Source organism: Desulfobulbus alkaliphilus, assembly GCF_016918545.1.
Classification (GTDB): Bacteria; Desulfobacterota; Desulfobulbia; order Desulfobulbales; family Desulfobulbaceae; genus Desulfobulbus; species Desulfobulbus alkaliphilus.
Genome location: NZ_JAFFQC010000048.1, coordinates 1 through 17,318 on the forward strand (window position 1 = coordinate 1; position 17,318 = coordinate 17,318).

General features: G+C 52.6%; 12 protein-coding genes. 10 read left to right on the forward strand and 2 right to left on the reverse strand.

The features are described from left to right. The 9 genes from JWG43_RS16210 to JWG43_RS16250 form a co-directional block, all read left to right on the forward strand. On the forward strand, positions 1 to 434 hold a 434-nt coding region (locus JWG43_RS16210; RefSeq protein WP_205243993.1), incomplete at its 5' end, for a LexA family protein. Between the two features lie 111 nt (positions 435 to 545). Further along, positions 546 to 1,325, forward strand: coding sequence for an SDR family NAD(P)-dependent oxidoreductase (locus JWG43_RS16215; protein WP_205243994.1), 780 nt, complete (start codon positions 546 to 548; stop codon positions 1,323 to 1,325). Positions 1,326 to 1,832: 507 nt separating this feature from the next. Continuing rightward, positions 1,833 to 2,306: a tetratricopeptide repeat protein gene (locus tag JWG43_RS16220; RefSeq protein ID WP_205243995.1), complete on the forward strand. Its 474-nt coding sequence runs from the start codon at positions 1,833 to 1,835 to the stop codon at positions 2,304 to 2,306. Continuing rightward, a complete protein-coding gene (locus tag JWG43_RS16225; protein ID WP_205243996.1) occupies positions 2,272 to 3,738 on the forward strand; it encodes an NAD-dependent succinate-semialdehyde dehydrogenase in 1,467 nt (488 codons plus the stop codon). Before JWG43_RS16220 ends, JWG43_RS16225 begins: the two co-directional genes overlap by 35 nt. Positions 3,739 to 4,772: 1,034 nt before the next feature. Beyond that, positions 4,773 to 6,476 (forward strand): protein adenylyltransferase SelO, encoded by a 1,704-nt coding sequence (locus JWG43_RS16230; protein ID WP_205243997.1) that lies wholly within the window; start codon positions 4,773 to 4,775, stop codon positions 6,474 to 6,476. A gap of 333 nt (positions 6,477 to 6,809) precedes the next feature. Beyond that, a complete protein-coding gene (locus JWG43_RS16235; RefSeq protein ID WP_205243998.1) occupies positions 6,810 to 7,721 on the forward strand; it encodes a metal ABC transporter solute-binding protein, Zn/Mn family in 912 nt (303 codons plus the stop codon). A 62-nt stretch (positions 7,722 to 7,783) separates the two neighbouring features. Beyond that, positions 7,784 to 8,542 (forward strand): metal ABC transporter ATP-binding protein, encoded by a 759-nt coding sequence (locus JWG43_RS16240; protein ID WP_205243999.1) that lies wholly within the window; start codon positions 7,784 to 7,786, stop codon positions 8,540 to 8,542. A gap of 45 nt (positions 8,543 to 8,587) precedes the next feature. Beyond that, positions 8,588 to 9,718: a metal ABC transporter permease gene (locus tag JWG43_RS16245; protein ID WP_205244000.1), complete on the forward strand. Its 1,131-nt coding sequence runs from the start codon at positions 8,588 to 8,590 to the stop codon at positions 9,716 to 9,718. Positions 9,719 to 9,890: 172 nt separating this feature from the next. After that, positions 9,891 to 10,997, forward strand: a complete 1,107-nt coding sequence (locus tag JWG43_RS16250; RefSeq protein WP_205244001.1) for a metal ABC transporter permease — start codon at positions 9,891 to 9,893, stop codon at positions 10,995 to 10,997. 279 nt (positions 10,998 to 11,276) lie between these two features. On the opposite strand, the gene JWG43_RS16255 is transcribed toward JWG43_RS16250, so the two are convergent. Both JWG43_RS16255 and JWG43_RS16260 read right to left on the reverse strand, forming a co-directional pair. Further along, complete coding sequence (locus tag JWG43_RS16255; protein WP_205244002.1) at positions 11,277 to 13,853, reverse strand: GAF domain-containing hybrid sensor histidine kinase/response regulator; 2,577 nt, start codon at positions 13,851 to 13,853, stop codon at positions 11,277 to 11,279. Positions 13,854 to 13,942: 89 nt separating this feature from the next. Further along, on the reverse strand, positions 13,943 to 14,329 hold the full coding sequence (locus tag JWG43_RS16260; RefSeq protein ID WP_205244003.1) for an FIST C-terminal domain-containing protein: 387 nt from the start codon (positions 14,327 to 14,329) through the stop codon (positions 13,943 to 13,945). A gap of 630 nt (positions 14,330 to 14,959) precedes the next feature. Here JWG43_RS16260 and JWG43_RS16265 point away from each other — a divergent pair. Continuing rightward, a complete protein-coding gene (locus JWG43_RS16265; RefSeq protein WP_205244004.1) occupies positions 14,960 to 17,191 on the forward strand; it encodes a CheR family methyltransferase in 2,232 nt (743 codons plus the stop codon). Positions 17,192 to 17,318 lie beyond the last annotated feature (127 nt).

Here is a 17,318-nt window from a genome sequence, read left to right on the forward strand (position 1 = left end):
GGTATCTTGTTGGTGAGTCATGGCTATTCTCCTTTTTGATTGAATTTAACGGGTTTTTTTCAAAAGGATGTATAGCCATGGCTCGCCTTCGTTTTCAACACTTAAGTTTCATGCTTCGTTGTGACTTAGATCTGAACGAACTGTTGGTCACCAACCCGCCCGCTACTTTTTTTGTGCGGGTGGACGGTGATTCGATGATCGACGCCGGCATTCACCATGGCGATATACTCTCCGTTGATCGCTCCGAGGAGGCCTGTGACGGTTCCGTAGTCATTGCGATGGTCAACGGTGAAATGACCGTGAAGCAACTCTCACTCTATCCCAAGCTGCGCCTCATTGCGCACAACGAGAAATACCAACCCATCGAACTGAACGAGCATGATGATTTTGAGATATTCGGCAGGGTGAAGGGGTTGGTCAGGGTGTTCAAGTAATGTTCGCCCTGGTTGACTGCAACAGATTGATTGGAACTATCTCGACTGTTGGCGCAGGAAAATTATCCGGAAAAATTTTATCCAGGGGATGAATTGATGGATGAGGCGAATATGTCGGAAACACAAGTGTCGCATTTTTTTCGCGGCAAAACCCTGCTGCTCACCGGCGGGTCCATGGGTATCGGGCGGGCCTTAGCCGTTGCCTTGGCCAGGGAAGGCGTGAATTTGGTGATCAACGCCCGAAGCGGCAACATGTTGCGGGAAACTCGCGAGCTGTGCGCCGAAGATGGCGTAGCGCCCAAGGCCGTGGTGGTTATTGTGGCCGGGGACGCTTCCAAGGCCGAGACTGTGGCCTCCATGCTGGAAGCCGCCCGGGCTATAGGAAACTTCCAAGGTTTCATTCATGCCGCTGGCCTGCTGCACCCTGGACCGTATATCTGGGAGCTTTCATCCGCGGATTTTCAGGCAGTGTTCGCGGCCAATGTCATGGCCGGCCATCAGTTGATCCGCTGCTGCCTTCCCGATTTGCTGTCCAAGGGCGAGGGGCTGGCCGTATTTTTCGGCTCCGGGGCTGCGGAAAAGACCCAGCCGGGCATCGCGGCCTACTGCGCGGCCAAGGCCGCGGAAGAGCATTTGGCCCGGCAACTGGCCGCCGAAGCGCCCAGCGTTACCACCCTGATTTATCGTCCGGGTATCGTGGAAACACGAATGCAGGTCCAGGCTCGGGAGTCCCAAGGCGGGGCAGCCAAGCAGCTTCAGGCCGTGTTTCGGCCTTGGAAGGAGCAGGGGCAGCTGATGACCCCGGAGCAATCCTCAGCGGGACTGGTCCGGCTGCTAGCCAGGGACCCACGCCGTCTGCATGGCGGGAACTGGGACGTGCGAGATTTATAATCCGGAAACTTCACGCTGGGCGCTGCACAGGCCGCAGGAGCTGATTCCTGAATCCGTGACGGCTGGAGTCCTGTTTGGAATACATTTTACTGTAAACAGGTTATAAATGCGGCGATTTCCTTTGCAACAAGTCGTCACCCGCCGCCCTTTGGGGCGTTCGTCCGCACGCCATCTTCATTGCCCGTAACCGTCCGATAAAGTGTACTTTAATCGAACGGCCACGGACAACAAAGCTGACGCACGGACAAACGCTCACGGATCCAGGTGATTGCCTGACGAATTTAGCCGAATCTCGCCGGCGAACCATTTTCAAGCACCTAGGTCAGCGCGGTAAGATTTCGCTCTAAACTGGACCAATTGTTCCGGAATAAATAAGGTCAAGAAAAGAGATGAGCGCACATACTGATCCTCAAATCATCATTCTAAACGGTAAACCTGCCTTCGCAGTCATTCCCTGGGCTGAATACCAGGAGTTAATCCACAGGCAAGTCGAAGGCAAGGAGGCTGATGTCTGACAAGGCTGGTGACTTCTTCATTCAACAGAAAAGGTACGCTGAAGGCCTGGAGCTGTACCAGGCAGCGCTTGAGAGGTTTCCCGGACGGGTCGTTTTTTACCAGAGGGTGGGTTGTTGTGCTGGCCATCAAGGGCTGTACGACCTGGCCTTGGAGGTGTCGCAGAGGGCATTGAACCTTGAACCTGATCGGCAGGATCTTACCAACGATCTTGGATGGTCTCTGTTCGAAATAGGGCGGCTTGAGGAGGCGGAAGAAGTTTTGTTGAGAGGGGTTGCCATGGACCTTTTTATTCCGTTAGAATGTAATGGGTCGTACCGTGGTCATCGAAAAACGCTCTCTTGGAGGGCGGCACCGACTCTTTTCTGTGCCTTTCCATGCAATAGTCCATTCCTTGTTCTTCATATGAATCTATTACCGATGAGGATGCACCATGACCCTGGTTTTACAAGAGAAAAACCTACTTAGGCATCAAGGCTACATCAATGGTCAGTGGCGGGATGCCGAGGATCAGCGGAGGTATCCGGTTCTCAACCCGGCCACCGGTGAGATTATAGCCAAGGTGGCCGACATGGGAGTTCCTGAAACTGAGACCGCCATCGCTGCCGCCAATCAGGCCTGGCCTGCCTGGCGGATATTGACCGCAAAATCCCGTGCCGAAATCCTTAAACGCTGGTTTGGGCTCATCCAGGATCATAGTGAGGATCTCGCCCAGATCATCACCGCTGAGCAGGGCAAGCCTCTTGCCGAATCCCGTGGCGAAGTCGGATATGGTGCCACCTTCATCGAGTGGTTTGCTGAGGAGGGCAAGCGCGCCTATGGCAGCGTCATTCCCAGTCCTCTTGGTGATCGCATGCTGTTGACCCTCAAACAGCCCATCGGGGTCTGTGCCGCTATCACCCCTTGGAATTTCCCCCTGGCAATGATCACGCGCAAGGTGGCTCCAGCTTTGGCTGCCGGTTGCACAGTAGTATGCAAACCAGCAGAGGCTACCCCGCTCACCGCCCTGGCTCTGGCTGTATTGGCCGAACAGGCGGGTATGCCACCAGGGGTGTTCAATGTCGTCCCATGTGACGGCTTGCGGGTACCGGAGGTTGGCCGGGTTCTGTGCGCCAGTCCGGTGGTGCGTAAGCTCTCTTTCACCGGTTCTACAGAGGTCGGACGGCTCTTGATGCGGCAGTCAGCGGATACCATCAAAAAACTCTCGTTGGAACTCGGTGGCAATGCCCCGTTCATTGTTTTTGATGATGCCGATCTCGATGCTGCTGTGGAGGGTGCCTTGGCCTCGAAGTATCGTAACGCCGGTCAGACTTGTGTCTGTGCCAACCGGATCTATGTTCAAGATGGCGTTTACGAGGCCTTTGCCAAAAAGCTGGCCGCCAGGGTGGGGTCAATGACTGTGGGTGCGGGCACCGAGCCCGGGGTAATGATTGGACCATTGATCGATCTGACAGCCCTGGACAAAGTGCAATCCCATATCGAAGATGCCCTGGCCGGCGGCGCTCAGATACTTTTGGGTGGCAAGCCGCATCAGCGTGGAGGGTTGTTCTTCGAGCCCACCATCCTCACCGACGTCACCCAGTCGATGCTGGTAGCACGTGAGGAAACCTTTGGCCCGGTTGCACCGCTCTTTCGTTTTTATACCGATGAAGAGGTCATCGCCATGGCGAATGCCAGCGAGTTTGGCCTTGCGGCCTATTTTTATGCTCGCGATATCGGTCGGGTGTTACGCGTGGCTGGAGCCATAGAAGCCGGTATGGTCTGCGTCAATAGCGGCATGCTTTCCACTGAGGTTGCACCTTTTGGCGGGATCAAACAGTCGGGTCTGGGTCGGGAAGGTGCAAAGGAAGGATTGGAGGAATATCTGGAGATTAAATATATTACCTTGGCAGGGATGTAATAGTCCTTTCGGTGATAGCAGTGATCAAGAGCGTACCAACCTTTTCTTTTCCTGCTGGGTGAAAAGCGGTTTGAACGTAAGACGCTCAACGTTTACATTGCGCCAGTTCTTGTTGATTGGAAATATCTTGCCCCGGTGCCTCCTGAGAGAATCAGGAGAAACCTCAACCTCGGGCCTTTGGAGGTACTGCCAAGATTGACATTGATAAATATTCTTTTTATTTTGCCAAGTATCAAGATACCGGGGTCTGGGGGAAAGACGGAGCGGTATAGCCAATGTCAAAAATTTCATGACACGCCGGGCAAATGAACAGCCACCTTACCACTTCTCCATCTGCCTGGAACATGGAGTGAAAACCGTCATTATAACCGCATTGCGGACAAATTTTGAACTCCTTCTTCACCTCTATCTTACGGATGTTATATTCCATACTTTATAACCACCTCATCTTGTTCCAGGTACTTTGACCCCTCAATGCTTGTTGTTGAATGGCACCTTCATTTTATCCGTACCATACTCAGCAAACGTCTGGCCAATGGATCCCATAAATTGCCTTTCTCAACTATCTCAATACATCGCTGAACACAAAATCCGTCGGGGGAACAAATCATCTTCAACAACTTCCTTCTCGAATAATAGATTACGGTTCAGTAAATGCCGGTCATTTCCTGGTGTTACGATCAAATCTTCCAGTGACACCTTGAGAAACCCGTCTCTCAACTCCTGGTGATGTTCAATCGAGGTGTCCACTATCCTGGATCCGTGAGTAAAGGGCGGCTGGTGAAGGGTATTATCAAGGGGTCCGCTTCATTTGTAATTTGATTACAGCAAGATATATCCAAAAAAAGTCCAGCCGTCACGGATTCAGGATTATCCCAAGGAGACCTTGACCTTGTGTATGTCCGTTCGTAATTGGAGTTCAGACTGACATTTTTTATTGTATTGAATGTAATGCATCTTAACGTAATACTACAACTCTATCTCTTCTGAAAAAGCGCAAAATCGCGTTCCCTTAGCGAAAGGTGTTTGCAACAATGTCATATATATTCAAACCATCTGCTGAACCCTGCATATCGACCTTCGATGAGTTTGTGCAATCAGCTGATTATTCTCTGATGGATACCTTGAATGCCGATCCTGATGCCACCGGAGATGGTGATGATCACCGTGCCCGTCAGGTTTTTTCCGGTCATTTCGTACCTGTGAAACCCACGCCGCTTGCAGAACCAGAATATGTAAGCCATAGCAGCACTTTTTTTAAAGAACTTGGGCTGTGCGACGAGCTGGCGCTTAATGCAAAATTTCGCCAGGTATTCTCTGGGGATCTCTCTGCTGCGTATGAGCCTATGCGTCAGGTTGGCTGGGCGACTGGCTATGCATTGTCGATCTATGGCACTGAATATACCCAACAATGTCCGTTTGGTACTGGTAATGGCTATGGCGATGGTCGGGCAATATCTGTATTTGAAGGAATACTCAATGGGCAGCGCTGGGAAATGCAATTGAAAGGTGGCGGCGCAACGCCTTATTGTCGTGGGGCCGACGGGCGTGCAGTACTACGTTCAAGTGTGCGTGAGTTTCTCGCGCAAGAATATATGCAGGCCTTAGGTGTTCCGACATCGCGCTCTTTAACACTTTATGTTTCTAAATCTGAGACAGTTGCCCGGCCTTGGTACTCTCAAGACTCCCACTCCACCGATCCTGATATTTTGGTGCACAATCCTGTGGCTATTTCAACTCGCGTTGCACCATCCTTTTTACGCGTTGGTCAGCTGGAGTTATTTGCCCGCCGCGCTCGCAGCAATGCTCATCCAAGGGCATTAGAAGAGTTGCGCATGATTGTGTCGCATTTAATTGAGCGAGAATACAAAATCGACATCAACCAACACCTTGTTTTTGCAGATCAATTGGTTGAGTTGGCTAAACTGTTTCGTCAGCGTCTTACTTTACTCGTGGCCAATTGGCAAAGGGTCGGGTACTGCCAGGGTAATTATAACAGTGACAATTGCGCCGCTGGTGGCTTCACCCTCGACTATGGACCATTTGGATTCTGTGAAATATTTGACCCTGCGTTTCAACCTTGGACTGGCGGCGGCGAACACTTTTCATTTTTCAATCAGCCAATCGCAGCGGAAGCGAATTACCATATGTTTTGGACAGCTGTGAGATTGTTACTCGCTGAGGATACTGAAGCTTTAGAACATTTCGACCACGTGCGCCATGGCTTTGCAGGAGAAATGCAAAAACAACTTCAAAAAATGTGGGCGGCTAAACTCGGCTTGACTGAATATAACCCACAGGTATTTAAGAAATTAATGCAGCTAATGACGCACTCAGAGGTTGATTACACCATTTTCTTCCGTGAGTTATCCCATATACCAGAAGATGTTTCAGCATTGAAAAAGAGCTTCTACGTTACAACTTCACAACAACTCGATGAGCAATGGCAAGCCTGGCTGAAAAGCTGGCGCGATCTCGTCCTTAAGGGCGGCAATTTTGCTGAAATATCAGCAAGTATGAAACAGACTAACCCAAAATACTCATGGCGAGAGTGGTTGATTGTCCCCGCCTACCAACGAGCCATGCAGGGTGACTACACCTTGGTTAGAGAGTTGCAAAACGTACTGAGCTACCCATACGATGAGCAATCACAAGCAGTAGAGGATAAATACTATCGTCTAAAACCTAGAGCTTTTATGAACGTCGGTGGCGTTTCGCATTATAGCTGCTCATCTTGATTTTGAACAAAATTGATAAGTTGGAATCAGGTTTACCCTGCTGGCCACAGCTAACGACCGGTTCAATCGGTATGAGTGTTCGCCAGGCTTTTTTTGGTTTTTTATAATGGCCGGACGCATCTGTTTAAAAACAAAGGAAAAAATTGGGGATCAGTTGGCAATTGCTTGACTGACGGTACCATTTCCACGCTGTTTTTTTAAACTGGTGATTTGATAATGCCACTGCCTGACTCTGTCTGTTGTGATCCAGGATATGCTTTTTGAATCGAGTGAGGTGGCTTCACTTCAAAGGAGATATTTCTGATGCGATATGTAATAATAAGCGTATTACTCATGTTCATACTCGTAATTACAGCCTGTTCCGATGGGAATGGTGGGTTGGAACAGGCTGATTTCAGCCAACGTTCCATCCGTGTGGTCACCACCACGGCTCAAATTGCCGATGCCGTGGAAAATATCGGCGGCAGGCACGTCGCCGTGACCAGCCTGATGGGGCCTGGCTCGGATCCCCACCTCTATGTAGCCAGCGAAAGCGATGTATCTCGCCTGAGCGAAGCCGATATTATTTTTTACAACGGTCTTGATCTGGAAGCCCGCATGAACCGTGTCTTACGGCAATTGGGTCGGCAGAAACCGGTTATTGCCGTTGGCGAAACGCTAGCCCATGTCCAACTGCTGAAAGGGGAGGAGAAAGACGAAGAACACGACCCCCACATCTGGTTTGATGTGCAGTTGTGGATGCAGGTTGTGGAAACGGTGCGCGATACCCTGATTGAGGTTGATCCTGACCGGGCTGTTGTTTACCAGGCAAATGCCGAGGCGTATCTGGCCGAATTAGCAGATCTTCATACGTATGTCCTGGCCCAGGCTCATCGCCTTCCGGCTGAACAACGCGTTTTGATCACCGCCCATGACGCTTTTGGTTACTTTGGTCAGGCGTATGGCTTTGCAGTATACGGGCTGCAAGGGGTCAGTACCGACGCGGAAGCCGGTACGGCCGATGTACGGCGCTTGGCTGATTTTATTGCCGAGAATCAGATTCGCGCTATCTTTATTGAATCATCCGTACCGGTGCGGAACGTGGAAGCGCTGCAAGCGGCCGTAGCCAGTCGTGGCTTCCAGGTCGATATTGGTGGCGAACTGTTCTCTGACGCCATGGGGCAACCCGGCACCCCGGAAGGAACCTACATAGGTATGGTGCGGCATAATATCGATACGATTGTGAATGCGCTGTTAGGAGAATAAATATAGCCGGATAACCAGGGGCCATTTCCGTCCTCCGTTCTCCAGCCAAATCATGAGTTGCCATGACGTACACCTACGCCATCGAAGTCGAAGATTTGACCCTGGCCTACGAAGAAAAGCCGGTGCTGTGGGACATTGACCTGCACGTGCCCGAAGGCATCCTGATGGCTATTATGGGGCCAAACGGAGCCGGCAAGACGACGCTGATCAAGTCGATACTTGGTTTGCTGACACCGGCAGCCGGGACAGTACGGATCTACGGCCGTCCCTACCGTGAGCAGCGCCATCTCGTTGCCTACGTTCCCCAGCGAGGCAGCGTCGATTGGGACTTTCCCACCAGCGTCCTCGATGTGGTTATGATGGGTCGCTACGGCAGCTTGGGCTGGCTGCGCCGTCCCGGCCTCAAAGAGCGGGAGCTGGCCCTGGAAGCATTAAACAAAGTGGACATGTCCCACCTTGCCCACCGCCAGATCAGTCAACTCTCCGGCGGCCAGCAGCAACGCACCTTCCTGGCCCGCGCCCTGGTGCAGGATGCCCGGGTTTATTTCATGGACGAACCCTTCCAGGGCGTTGACGCCACCACCGAGCGAGCCATTGTCGATCTGCTTAAAGAATTACGGGCACAGGGCAAGACCGTAGTGGCCGTCCACCATGACTTGCAAACCGTGCCCGAATATTTTGACTGGGTGACGCTGATCAACGTGCACCGCATTGCCAGCGGTCCGGTGGTCGAGGTTTTTACCGAGGACAACCTGCGCCTTGCCTATGGGGGGCGGGTTGGTTTTCTGACACACTCAGGGGACGACGGTCGTGAAAGGTGATGAGAGTTGGACAAAGCCTTTTTGTTTCACCCAATGCGATAAAAAATGATTGAACTGCTGAATAATCTTTTATTCGATTACACCATTCGTACCGTCGCCCTGGGTGCGGCTACGCTGGGGCTGGTCAGCGGGGCGCTTGGCACCTTCGCCGTTTTACGCCGCCAGAGCCTGCTGGGGGATGCCATGTCCCACGCTGCCCTGCCGGGGGTGGTGATAGCTTTTATGCTGACCGGCAGTAAAGCGCCGCTGGTCCTGATTGTGGGTGCGGCCCTGGCCGGCTGGCTGGGCACGCTCTGCCTGATCAACATCGTCCGCTACACACGCATCAAAGAGGATAGTGCCCTGGGGTTGATTCTGTCGGTCTTTTTTGGCCTGGGGCTGATGCTGCTCACCTTTTTACAGCGCAGCCCCGATGCCCGCCAGGCCGGTCTCGACAACTTCCTCTTTGGTCAGGCAGCCACCCTCCTGGAGCGGGACGTGGTGACGATGGCAATTGTGGGTGGTCTGGCATTGCTCGTTTTGGCCCTGCTATGGAAGGAATTCAAACTGCTCAGTTTTGACCGGAATTATGGCTCCAGCCTCGGGTTTCCCATGCAGGTGCTCGATGTACTCCTGATGAGCTTATTTGTGATCGCCATTGTCATCGGCCTGCAGGCGGTGGGCGTGATCCTGATGAGCGCCATGCTGGTGGCCCCGGCGGCAGCCGCCCGCCAATGGACCGATCGTTTGAGCATCATGGTCTTGTTAGCCGCCTTTTTCGGGGCTGTTTCAGGGGTAGCCGGAGCCCTGATCAGCAGCCTGGGGCGTAACCTCTCGACGGGACCGGTGGTGGTTTTGTGTATCAGCGCTATTGTCCTGGTCTCGCTGCTGCTGGCCCCTAATCGGGGACTGATCTGGACCTGGATCCGAAGGGTGCGCAACCGACGGCGGCTGCGCCTCAAGCCGGTCCTGCGTGATTTGTACGCTTTGACCAACCAACACGACAACCCGTATTATCCCCATCATATCGATGCTTTACGCACTACAACCGGTGGCGGTGGCGTTCGCTGGACCTTAACTGTCCTGGAAGAGTTGGGTTGGGTGCAGCGCATCAATCAGAACCATTGGGCTTTGACGCCGGATGGTTTATCGGAAGCAAAGCGGTTGACAACGGGTGATGTGATGCGTGAAACGTGAAATGTGCTGCAGGAAGAAGGTGTTCCTGGATCCGTGAGCGTTCGTCCGTGCGTCAGCTTCGTTATTCGTGACCGTTCGATTAAAGTACACTTTATCGGAAGGTTACGGGCAATGAAGATGGCGTGCGGACGAACCCTCACTGATCCAGAATCCTCTTGGAAATGATTGCTTCATGACACAACTACAGATAGAAATTCAGCTCATCGGGATCGTTACAGCCGTTGCCTGCGCCTTACCCGGCGTATTCCTGGTGCTGCGACAGGTGGCTATGATGAGCGACGCCATCAGCCATACAGTGCTGCTGGGTATTGTTATCGCTTTTTTTATTGCCGGCTCGCTGGAATCACCCCTGCTGATCGTGGGGGCGGCCATGATGGGGGTCGTAACCATCAGCCTGGTGGAGATGCTGGTCAACACTCGCCTGGTGAAGCAGGATGCGGCTATTGGCCTTGTTTTTCCAGCCCTGTTCAGCGTGGCCGTTATTCTGATTTCCCGCTACGCCGGCAATGTCCATCTGGATGTGGACACAGTGCTGATGGGGGAGCTGGCTTTTGCTGCCTTTGATCGATGGCAGGGATGGGGGCTGGATTTGCCTCGGTCGCTCTGGTTGATGAGCGTGGTGCTGTTGCTGAATGGATTGCTCATTGGTCTTTTTTATAAAGAGCTGAAGCTAGCCACCTTTGACACAGGGTTGGCGGCTGCGCTCGGCTTTTCGTCGGTACTGATCCATTATGGGTTGATGACAGTGGTCTCGGTAACGGCCGTGGCTGCTTTCGAGGCGGTCGGCTCTATTCTGGTGGTGGCCTTGATGATCGGCCCGCCGGCGGCGGCATACCTGTTGACCGACCGGCTTTCCCATATGCTGGGGCTGAGTGGAGTATTGGCAGCCACGGGAGCAGTGGGTGGCTACTGGATGGCCCGCTGGCTCGATGCCAATATTGCCGGCTCGATGGCCGTCATGGTGGGGTTGATTTTTATGGTCAGCTTTCTCCTGGCCCCGCGCCGCGGCCTGTTGGCCCTGGTCTGGCGCCGCCGCCGCCAGCGTTGGGAGTTTGCTCAGACAGCGCTGACCATTCACCTCCTCAATCATGAAGGTAAGCCTGAAGCGGCTCGTGAGAACCGGGTCACCCATCTCCAGGAACATTTGCGCTGGAAAAAGGATTTTGCCGGCCAGGTGATCCGTCGGGCGGAAGCAGGGGCCCTGGTGGTACGGAAAAATGGCTATCTGGTGTTGACGGAAAACGGCCGGTTACTGGCCAACAAAGCTATGACACACTGACATCAATCGGTACCCCCAGCATAAGGTTGCCGGAGTGCGGTTTATTTTGGCTTCTGCCCCAGCTGTTCGCAGGGGCAAGGTAGTTTTGTCCACAGCTTCGGCGAATGCTGTCTCAAGATCTTGCACGGATTCACCGTGAAATCCAACAACGTCACGAAGGCTGATGATGCGTCCAGCAAAATATGGTTGTCCAGATCATATTTAATCTTGGCATGATAACAGATAACGTGACTGGCATCGGCATAAACAATCCAAGCCTATCGTGATCTTGTTTTGGGTTCAATCGCGACCTAGAACCTGCGTGATTGTGTTTCCGAGCGTTGTTTTCGAGAAGGGTTTCTCGATGAATGGAATGGCGGGGTCGAGTACGCCATGGTGAGCGATAACATTGGCCGAGTATCCGGACATGAACAGATATTTTATATTCGGAAACAATGCCTGTATTTTTTGGGAGAGAATACGGCCGTTCATTTCGGGCATGATTACATCCGTCATGAGCAGGTCGATTTGATCGGGGTGTGATTCGGCCAATTGAATGGCCTGGCCAGGTGAAGAGGTGGCGAGAACGGTATACCCTTGTCCTTCCAACATCAAGGTGACCAATTCAAGCATGTCCGGTTGGTCTTCCACCAGGAGAATGGTTGCCTGTCCACGATGTTCGGTGGTCGAGATCGAATCAGCTTGGTCGCCTACCGGTTGCTCTGTATTCTCTACATGCCGGGGCAGGTTGATTATGAAACGGGTTCCCTGGCCTGGATCGCTCATCACCTCGATGATCCTATTGTTTTGTTTGATTATTCCGTAGATCGTTGCCAGGCCAAGGCCAGTCCCTTCCCCCACTTCCTTGGTGGTGAAAAAAGGTTCAAAAATGTTGGCCATGGTTTCCTGGTCCATACCCTTACCGTTGTCGCTGACAATCAGCTGGACATACTCGTCGGGAACAGCTCCGTTATGGGTAGCACAGTAGGTTTCATCCAGAAAAACAGAACTGGTTTCAATAACGATCCTGCCCTGATCGACAATGGCGTCCCGGGCGTTGACACAGAGGTTAACCAGGACCTGGTTAATCTGCGATGGATCGATCTTGATCGGATTCAGGTGTTCTCCAGGCCGCCAATCCAGATTGATGTTTTCACCGATGAGCCGGCGCAACATGGATAGGGTTTCTTCGACGACCTCGTTGAGGTCGAGGACCTTGGGGATCACGGTCTGTTTACGGGCAAAGGCGAGAAGTTGACTGGTGATGTCGGCTGAATGTTCCGCTGCTTTCTGGATAGCCTTGAAATGAGAACATATTCGGCTAGCAGGATCGATCTTGGCCAGGGTCATCTCCGTGTGACCAAGGATGACACTGAGCATATTATTAAAATCGTGTGCCACACCACCGGCTAACCGGCCAACCGACTCCATCTTCCTGGCTTGGGTCAACTGGGATTGCAATTGTTGTCGCTCTTCCTCGGCCTTCTTGATTTCGGTCAGGTCGACATCAAAAGAGAATAATTCGGGGTCACAACCGGTCATCTCAATGAAAACATTACTCGTCAGCACTGGTACTCGTGTCCCATCTTTGCGAACAAGGGATAATTCAGTCGGGGCGATCGTTCTACCGTTCAGAGCCATGTTTCGGAAGTCCTGCCGCACCATTTCTTGCAGTTCGGTTGGAATGATCAGATCGAAAAGGCTGCAGCCAATGGCCTCTTCAGCACTGTAGCCGTAGAGTTGTTCCGAAGCTTTGTTCCAATAGCGTATTCGGCCGTCCAGATCATAACTCTGCACAGCGATGGCCGGTACGTTCTGGAGGAGAATCCTGAATCGTTTTTCACTATCTCGCAGGGCCTGCTCCATTCGTTTACGCCCGGTGACGCCATCGATAATGCGGCCAATGGAAAGCAGAATCGCCACATCTTCTTCCAGCCAGTCGCGACGATTAAAGCAGTCTTCCAGACCCAGGCAGCCAAAGAAATTTCCTTGAACAAAAAGTGGAACCACTAAAATCGAGCGCGCGTTCCGTTGTTGGAAAAAATCCCGGACCGTTGGTTCAGGGAGGTTCTCAATGTCGACAAAATTGACTGTATCTCCATGGCGAAGGGATTCGAGAAACCAGGGAGCGCTGTCATCGCCAAGCCCATGCAACTGGCCTGTCTGGTCTGTTTTGCCTGTAGCACCATCAGCGCACCATGTATACTTGGGCACAAGCATTTGGCTTGCCAATCGATATTCGTAAAGCGCGACACGGCTGACGGTAAGGCCATGGCCAAGCAATGAAAGACATTCTGCCTGAAACATCTCGACATCGTCGACGTTAACGGCTTTGGTCAGAATATCAGAGAGCAGAAGGTGTTCGTACAGTCTGCGCCGACGTAGTTGTTCCTCAGCCCTGCGTCGTTCAATCGCATCCAGGCAGGCGAGGGAGGCATGGGCCAATTTGTTGAGCAACTCCTGCAGGGAAAGGGTGAAGGAGCTACCGAAAGATACCCCATTTTTCTCCAAGGCAAGAGCACCGAAACCGGGCAGATGAAACAACAGACGGGTCTTGCCCTGCTCCTGATGCTCTATCGGGAGATGGGTGGCCCAATCAGCCCAATCGTTGATCAGGGTTGGTAAATCAGCAGCTTCAATAAAGAGTTGGTGGGCTCGGTTACGGACTATCGGCTGCGGTATGGAAACAATCGGTTGCCAGAGCAATTCAAGGCTATTTTTTTGGTGTATGGCCTGCAGAACCTGCGCTCCACTGCAATTGAGCAGGCGCAACATGGTTGAGATGGTTGTGCGCAACATCTCCTCCAGTTCCAGGCTGGTGCCGACGCTCAATGAAATCTCATAGAGGATTTCAGTTTCATCCCGATAGGTTGTCAAGCGGATCCTCCTGCTCTGCTCAATGAAGGTCAATCTTCATCGGATGAATGTGGAGACTGACCTGCACCCGGTGATCTGCAACCGTTGTACTAGCGATCGACGGGGAACATAGCCAGCACGGAAGTCTTGTTATAAAATTCCAGGTACTCCGTACCATTGTTGGCAATTTCTCCCAGGGTCATAGCCCCGAACAGCGTTCTGCCTGCTGCGGCAGTCTGTAATTCATCGACGATTCGATCACCGAGGAAGAGGGCGCGGGAAATGCAGTCAATGAATAAAACGATTGGTTCTGTCTCCGCCAGGGGTGGCATTGACTGCTCGGCGAGAACCCGGGCGCGCGCAGCGGCGGCTATCAGCGATTCAGGGGTTCCATTCAACAAACGGACAAAGGAGCCTTTAGGTACCTCGCCAACGCAGATCAAGCCCTGGGCCTCGTCCGGCATCAGGGGATCACGGACCACCACTTCGCTGTCCATCTTGTTGACGGGGTTGTTCGGGGTCGGACCAAATCAACTTCTTGAAATTATGAAATAAACATACGAAATAACCCCTCAAAAATAGGCCATGGGCCGATTTTTGATTGTAAAATCAGATCATTGAGCAATAGGAGGGAATGGCAAGGGCCAATCGGCGTTTCATCCCAGGTTGTGTGTTGTGCAATTACCCATCGTTGTCACCAAAAAAATTCTTGCTCAAGTTCGCCCAAGACCGTACCCGTTTTGTGGCATGGATTTGAGAGACGCGAAAGCGGTATGGGTTACAGGTTCTTAACTATACGGTGAAATAACAGTTTCGACCTTGATTCGATTGCCGGAAAGTCAAATCGAAGATGACCGCAGTTAACAATTCATGGGGATGGAGCAATGCGATGCAAAAGATCACTCGACACCTGACTGTTCGGTTACTTGGTAAAAAAATAGAGTTGGCAAACAGTTACAGTTCTTGTTTGGCATGAATATTGCATTCACAATGGGGGATTAACAAAGATTTAGCAGGTAGTTTGTTTGTCCGCTTGGTCTTGGTGCCAGAAAGAACAGAAGGGCAGAAAGGGGGTGAACAGGTCCGTTACACGCTTTCCTTGGTGAAATCAGTTTAGGAGACAGACCATGAAGAAAAAATTGCGCAAAAGCACCACCACTCTGCCGCAAACTGTTCAGCCGGTGCAACCGCGGCAGCCGTCTTTTCCCGTTGTCGGCATCGGCGCTTCCGCCGGCGGCCTGGCCGCCTTTGAAGCCTTTTTCTCCGGCATGCCCGTTGACACCAATTTGGGCATGGCCTTTGTGCTGGTGCAGCATCTGGCTCCGGATCACAAAAGCATGCTCACCGAACTCATCCAGCGTTATACCCGCATGCAGGTTTTCGAGGTTGAAGATGGCATGCAGGTCGCGGTCAACTGTGTCTATATCATCCCGCCCAATCGCGACATGGCCTATCTCAACGGCAGGCTCCTGCTCATGAAACCCACGGCACCACGTGGGCAGCGGCTGCCCATTGATTTCTTTTTCTGCTCTCTGGCTCAGGACCAGCGGGAACGAGCCATCGGCATCGTGCCGACAGGCACCGGCAGCGATGGCACGCAGGGTATCCGGGCCATCAAAGGCGAAGGCGGCATGGTCATGGTCCAACGCCTTGATTCAACCGAGCACGACGCCATGCCGCGCAACGCCCTGGCAACCGGTATGGTGGATTTTGAACTGCCGCCGGCTGAAATGCCCGCCCAACTCATCGCGTATGCAGCCCACGCCTTTGGCATGCCCCCCCGGGACACTGCAGCCCCTGAGCTTGGGACCGGTCATGCTTTACAAAAAATCTTTCTCCTCCTGCGCGACCAGACCGGACACGATTTTTCCTCCTATAAACCAAGCTCTATTCACCGGCGGATCAAACGGCGCATGGCCCTGCACCAGATCGAAACTATTGACGACTACATCAGGTACCTGCAGCAAGCACCGGACGAAGTGACAGCCCTCTTCCGCGACCTGCTCATCGGAGTAACAAATTTCTTTCGTGATCCCGATGCGTTCAATGTGCTCAAACACCAGGCTATTCCGCAACTTTTTGCCGATAAACCAGCAGGAGCAACCATTCGTGTCTGGGTACCCGGTTGCTCCACCGGTGAGGAAGCCTATTCCATCGCCATCCTTCTCCAGGAACAGCAGGAGTCCTTACAACAGAGTTACAAGGTGCAGATTTTCGCCACCGACATTGACAGCCGCGCCATAGCCGCGGCACGAATCGGTCTGTATCCGGCCGGGATTGCCATCGACGTTACCCCGGAACGACTGGCCCGATTTTTCACCCTTGAAGACAACGGTTCCTATCTGGTCAACAAAAACATCCGCGACCTGCTGGTCTTTTCCGAACAGGATGTGATCCGTGATCCGCCTTTTTCCAGAATTGATCTCATCAGCTGCCGCAACCTGCTCATTTACCTCAACAGCGATCAGCAGAAACGACTCATTCACCTGTTTCACTATGCACTCAACCCCGGCGGCTTCCTCTTTCTCGGCACCTCGGAAACCGTGGGCGATATGGAAGATTTGTTTGCTGTGCGCCACCGCCAGTCGCGGCTGTATCAGCACAAAAGAGATCTGCATGGTATGCATCGCCTCACTTTGAACCAGTTTCTTCCCAACATGACAACAGATCCGGTCCACCCCCAATCCGCTGGCCCGAAAAACCCTTTTCCGCAGAAAAGACTGGTCCGTGAACTGACCGAGCGGACGATCCTGCAGCAGGTCGCTCCGGCTTGTGTTCTCGTTAATGATCAAGGTGATATTCTCTACATCCACGGTCGTACCGGCATGTACCTGGAGCCGACTTCGGGAGAGGCGGGCAACAACAACATTATCAAGATGTCCCGGGAAGGATTGCAGCACGAATTGACCACATCTCTGCACAAAGTTGTTCAGGGAAAAAAGACGGAACGCTGCCCTGGCCTGCTGGTCAAAACCAATGGCGACTCCGCCCTGGTCAACCTGACCATTCGCCCGGTGTTCGCCGGCACGGCAACAGTTGAGCAATTCCTCTACCTGGTGATCCTCGAGCAAGCGCCGTCTTCCGTGGACTACGACCAATTACGGCAGAGAAGCCGGCTCACCTTTGGCGACCCAGATACTGCAGATCCGGACATCGAAGCACGTATCGCGGCCCTCAAACAAGAACTGCGGATGAAGGAAGAATACCTGCAGACATCCAACGAAGAGCTGAAATCAGCCAACGAGGAAATGCAATCAATCAATGAAGAGTTGCAATCCACCAACGAGGAGATGGAAACCTCCCGAGAAGAGCTTCAATCAGTCAACAGCTGCTCCCGCTTTGAAGGGGTAGCGTTTTAATTTTCGTCCATTTCGTTTAAGCCCGGCCTGATTTCTTCCATAAAAAAAGGATTCATGCTCGGTGCTCTTGTTTTCACCGGAAAAACCGGCGAAAATCTTGTTTTCAGGGCGGAGTTATCCGTCCGGC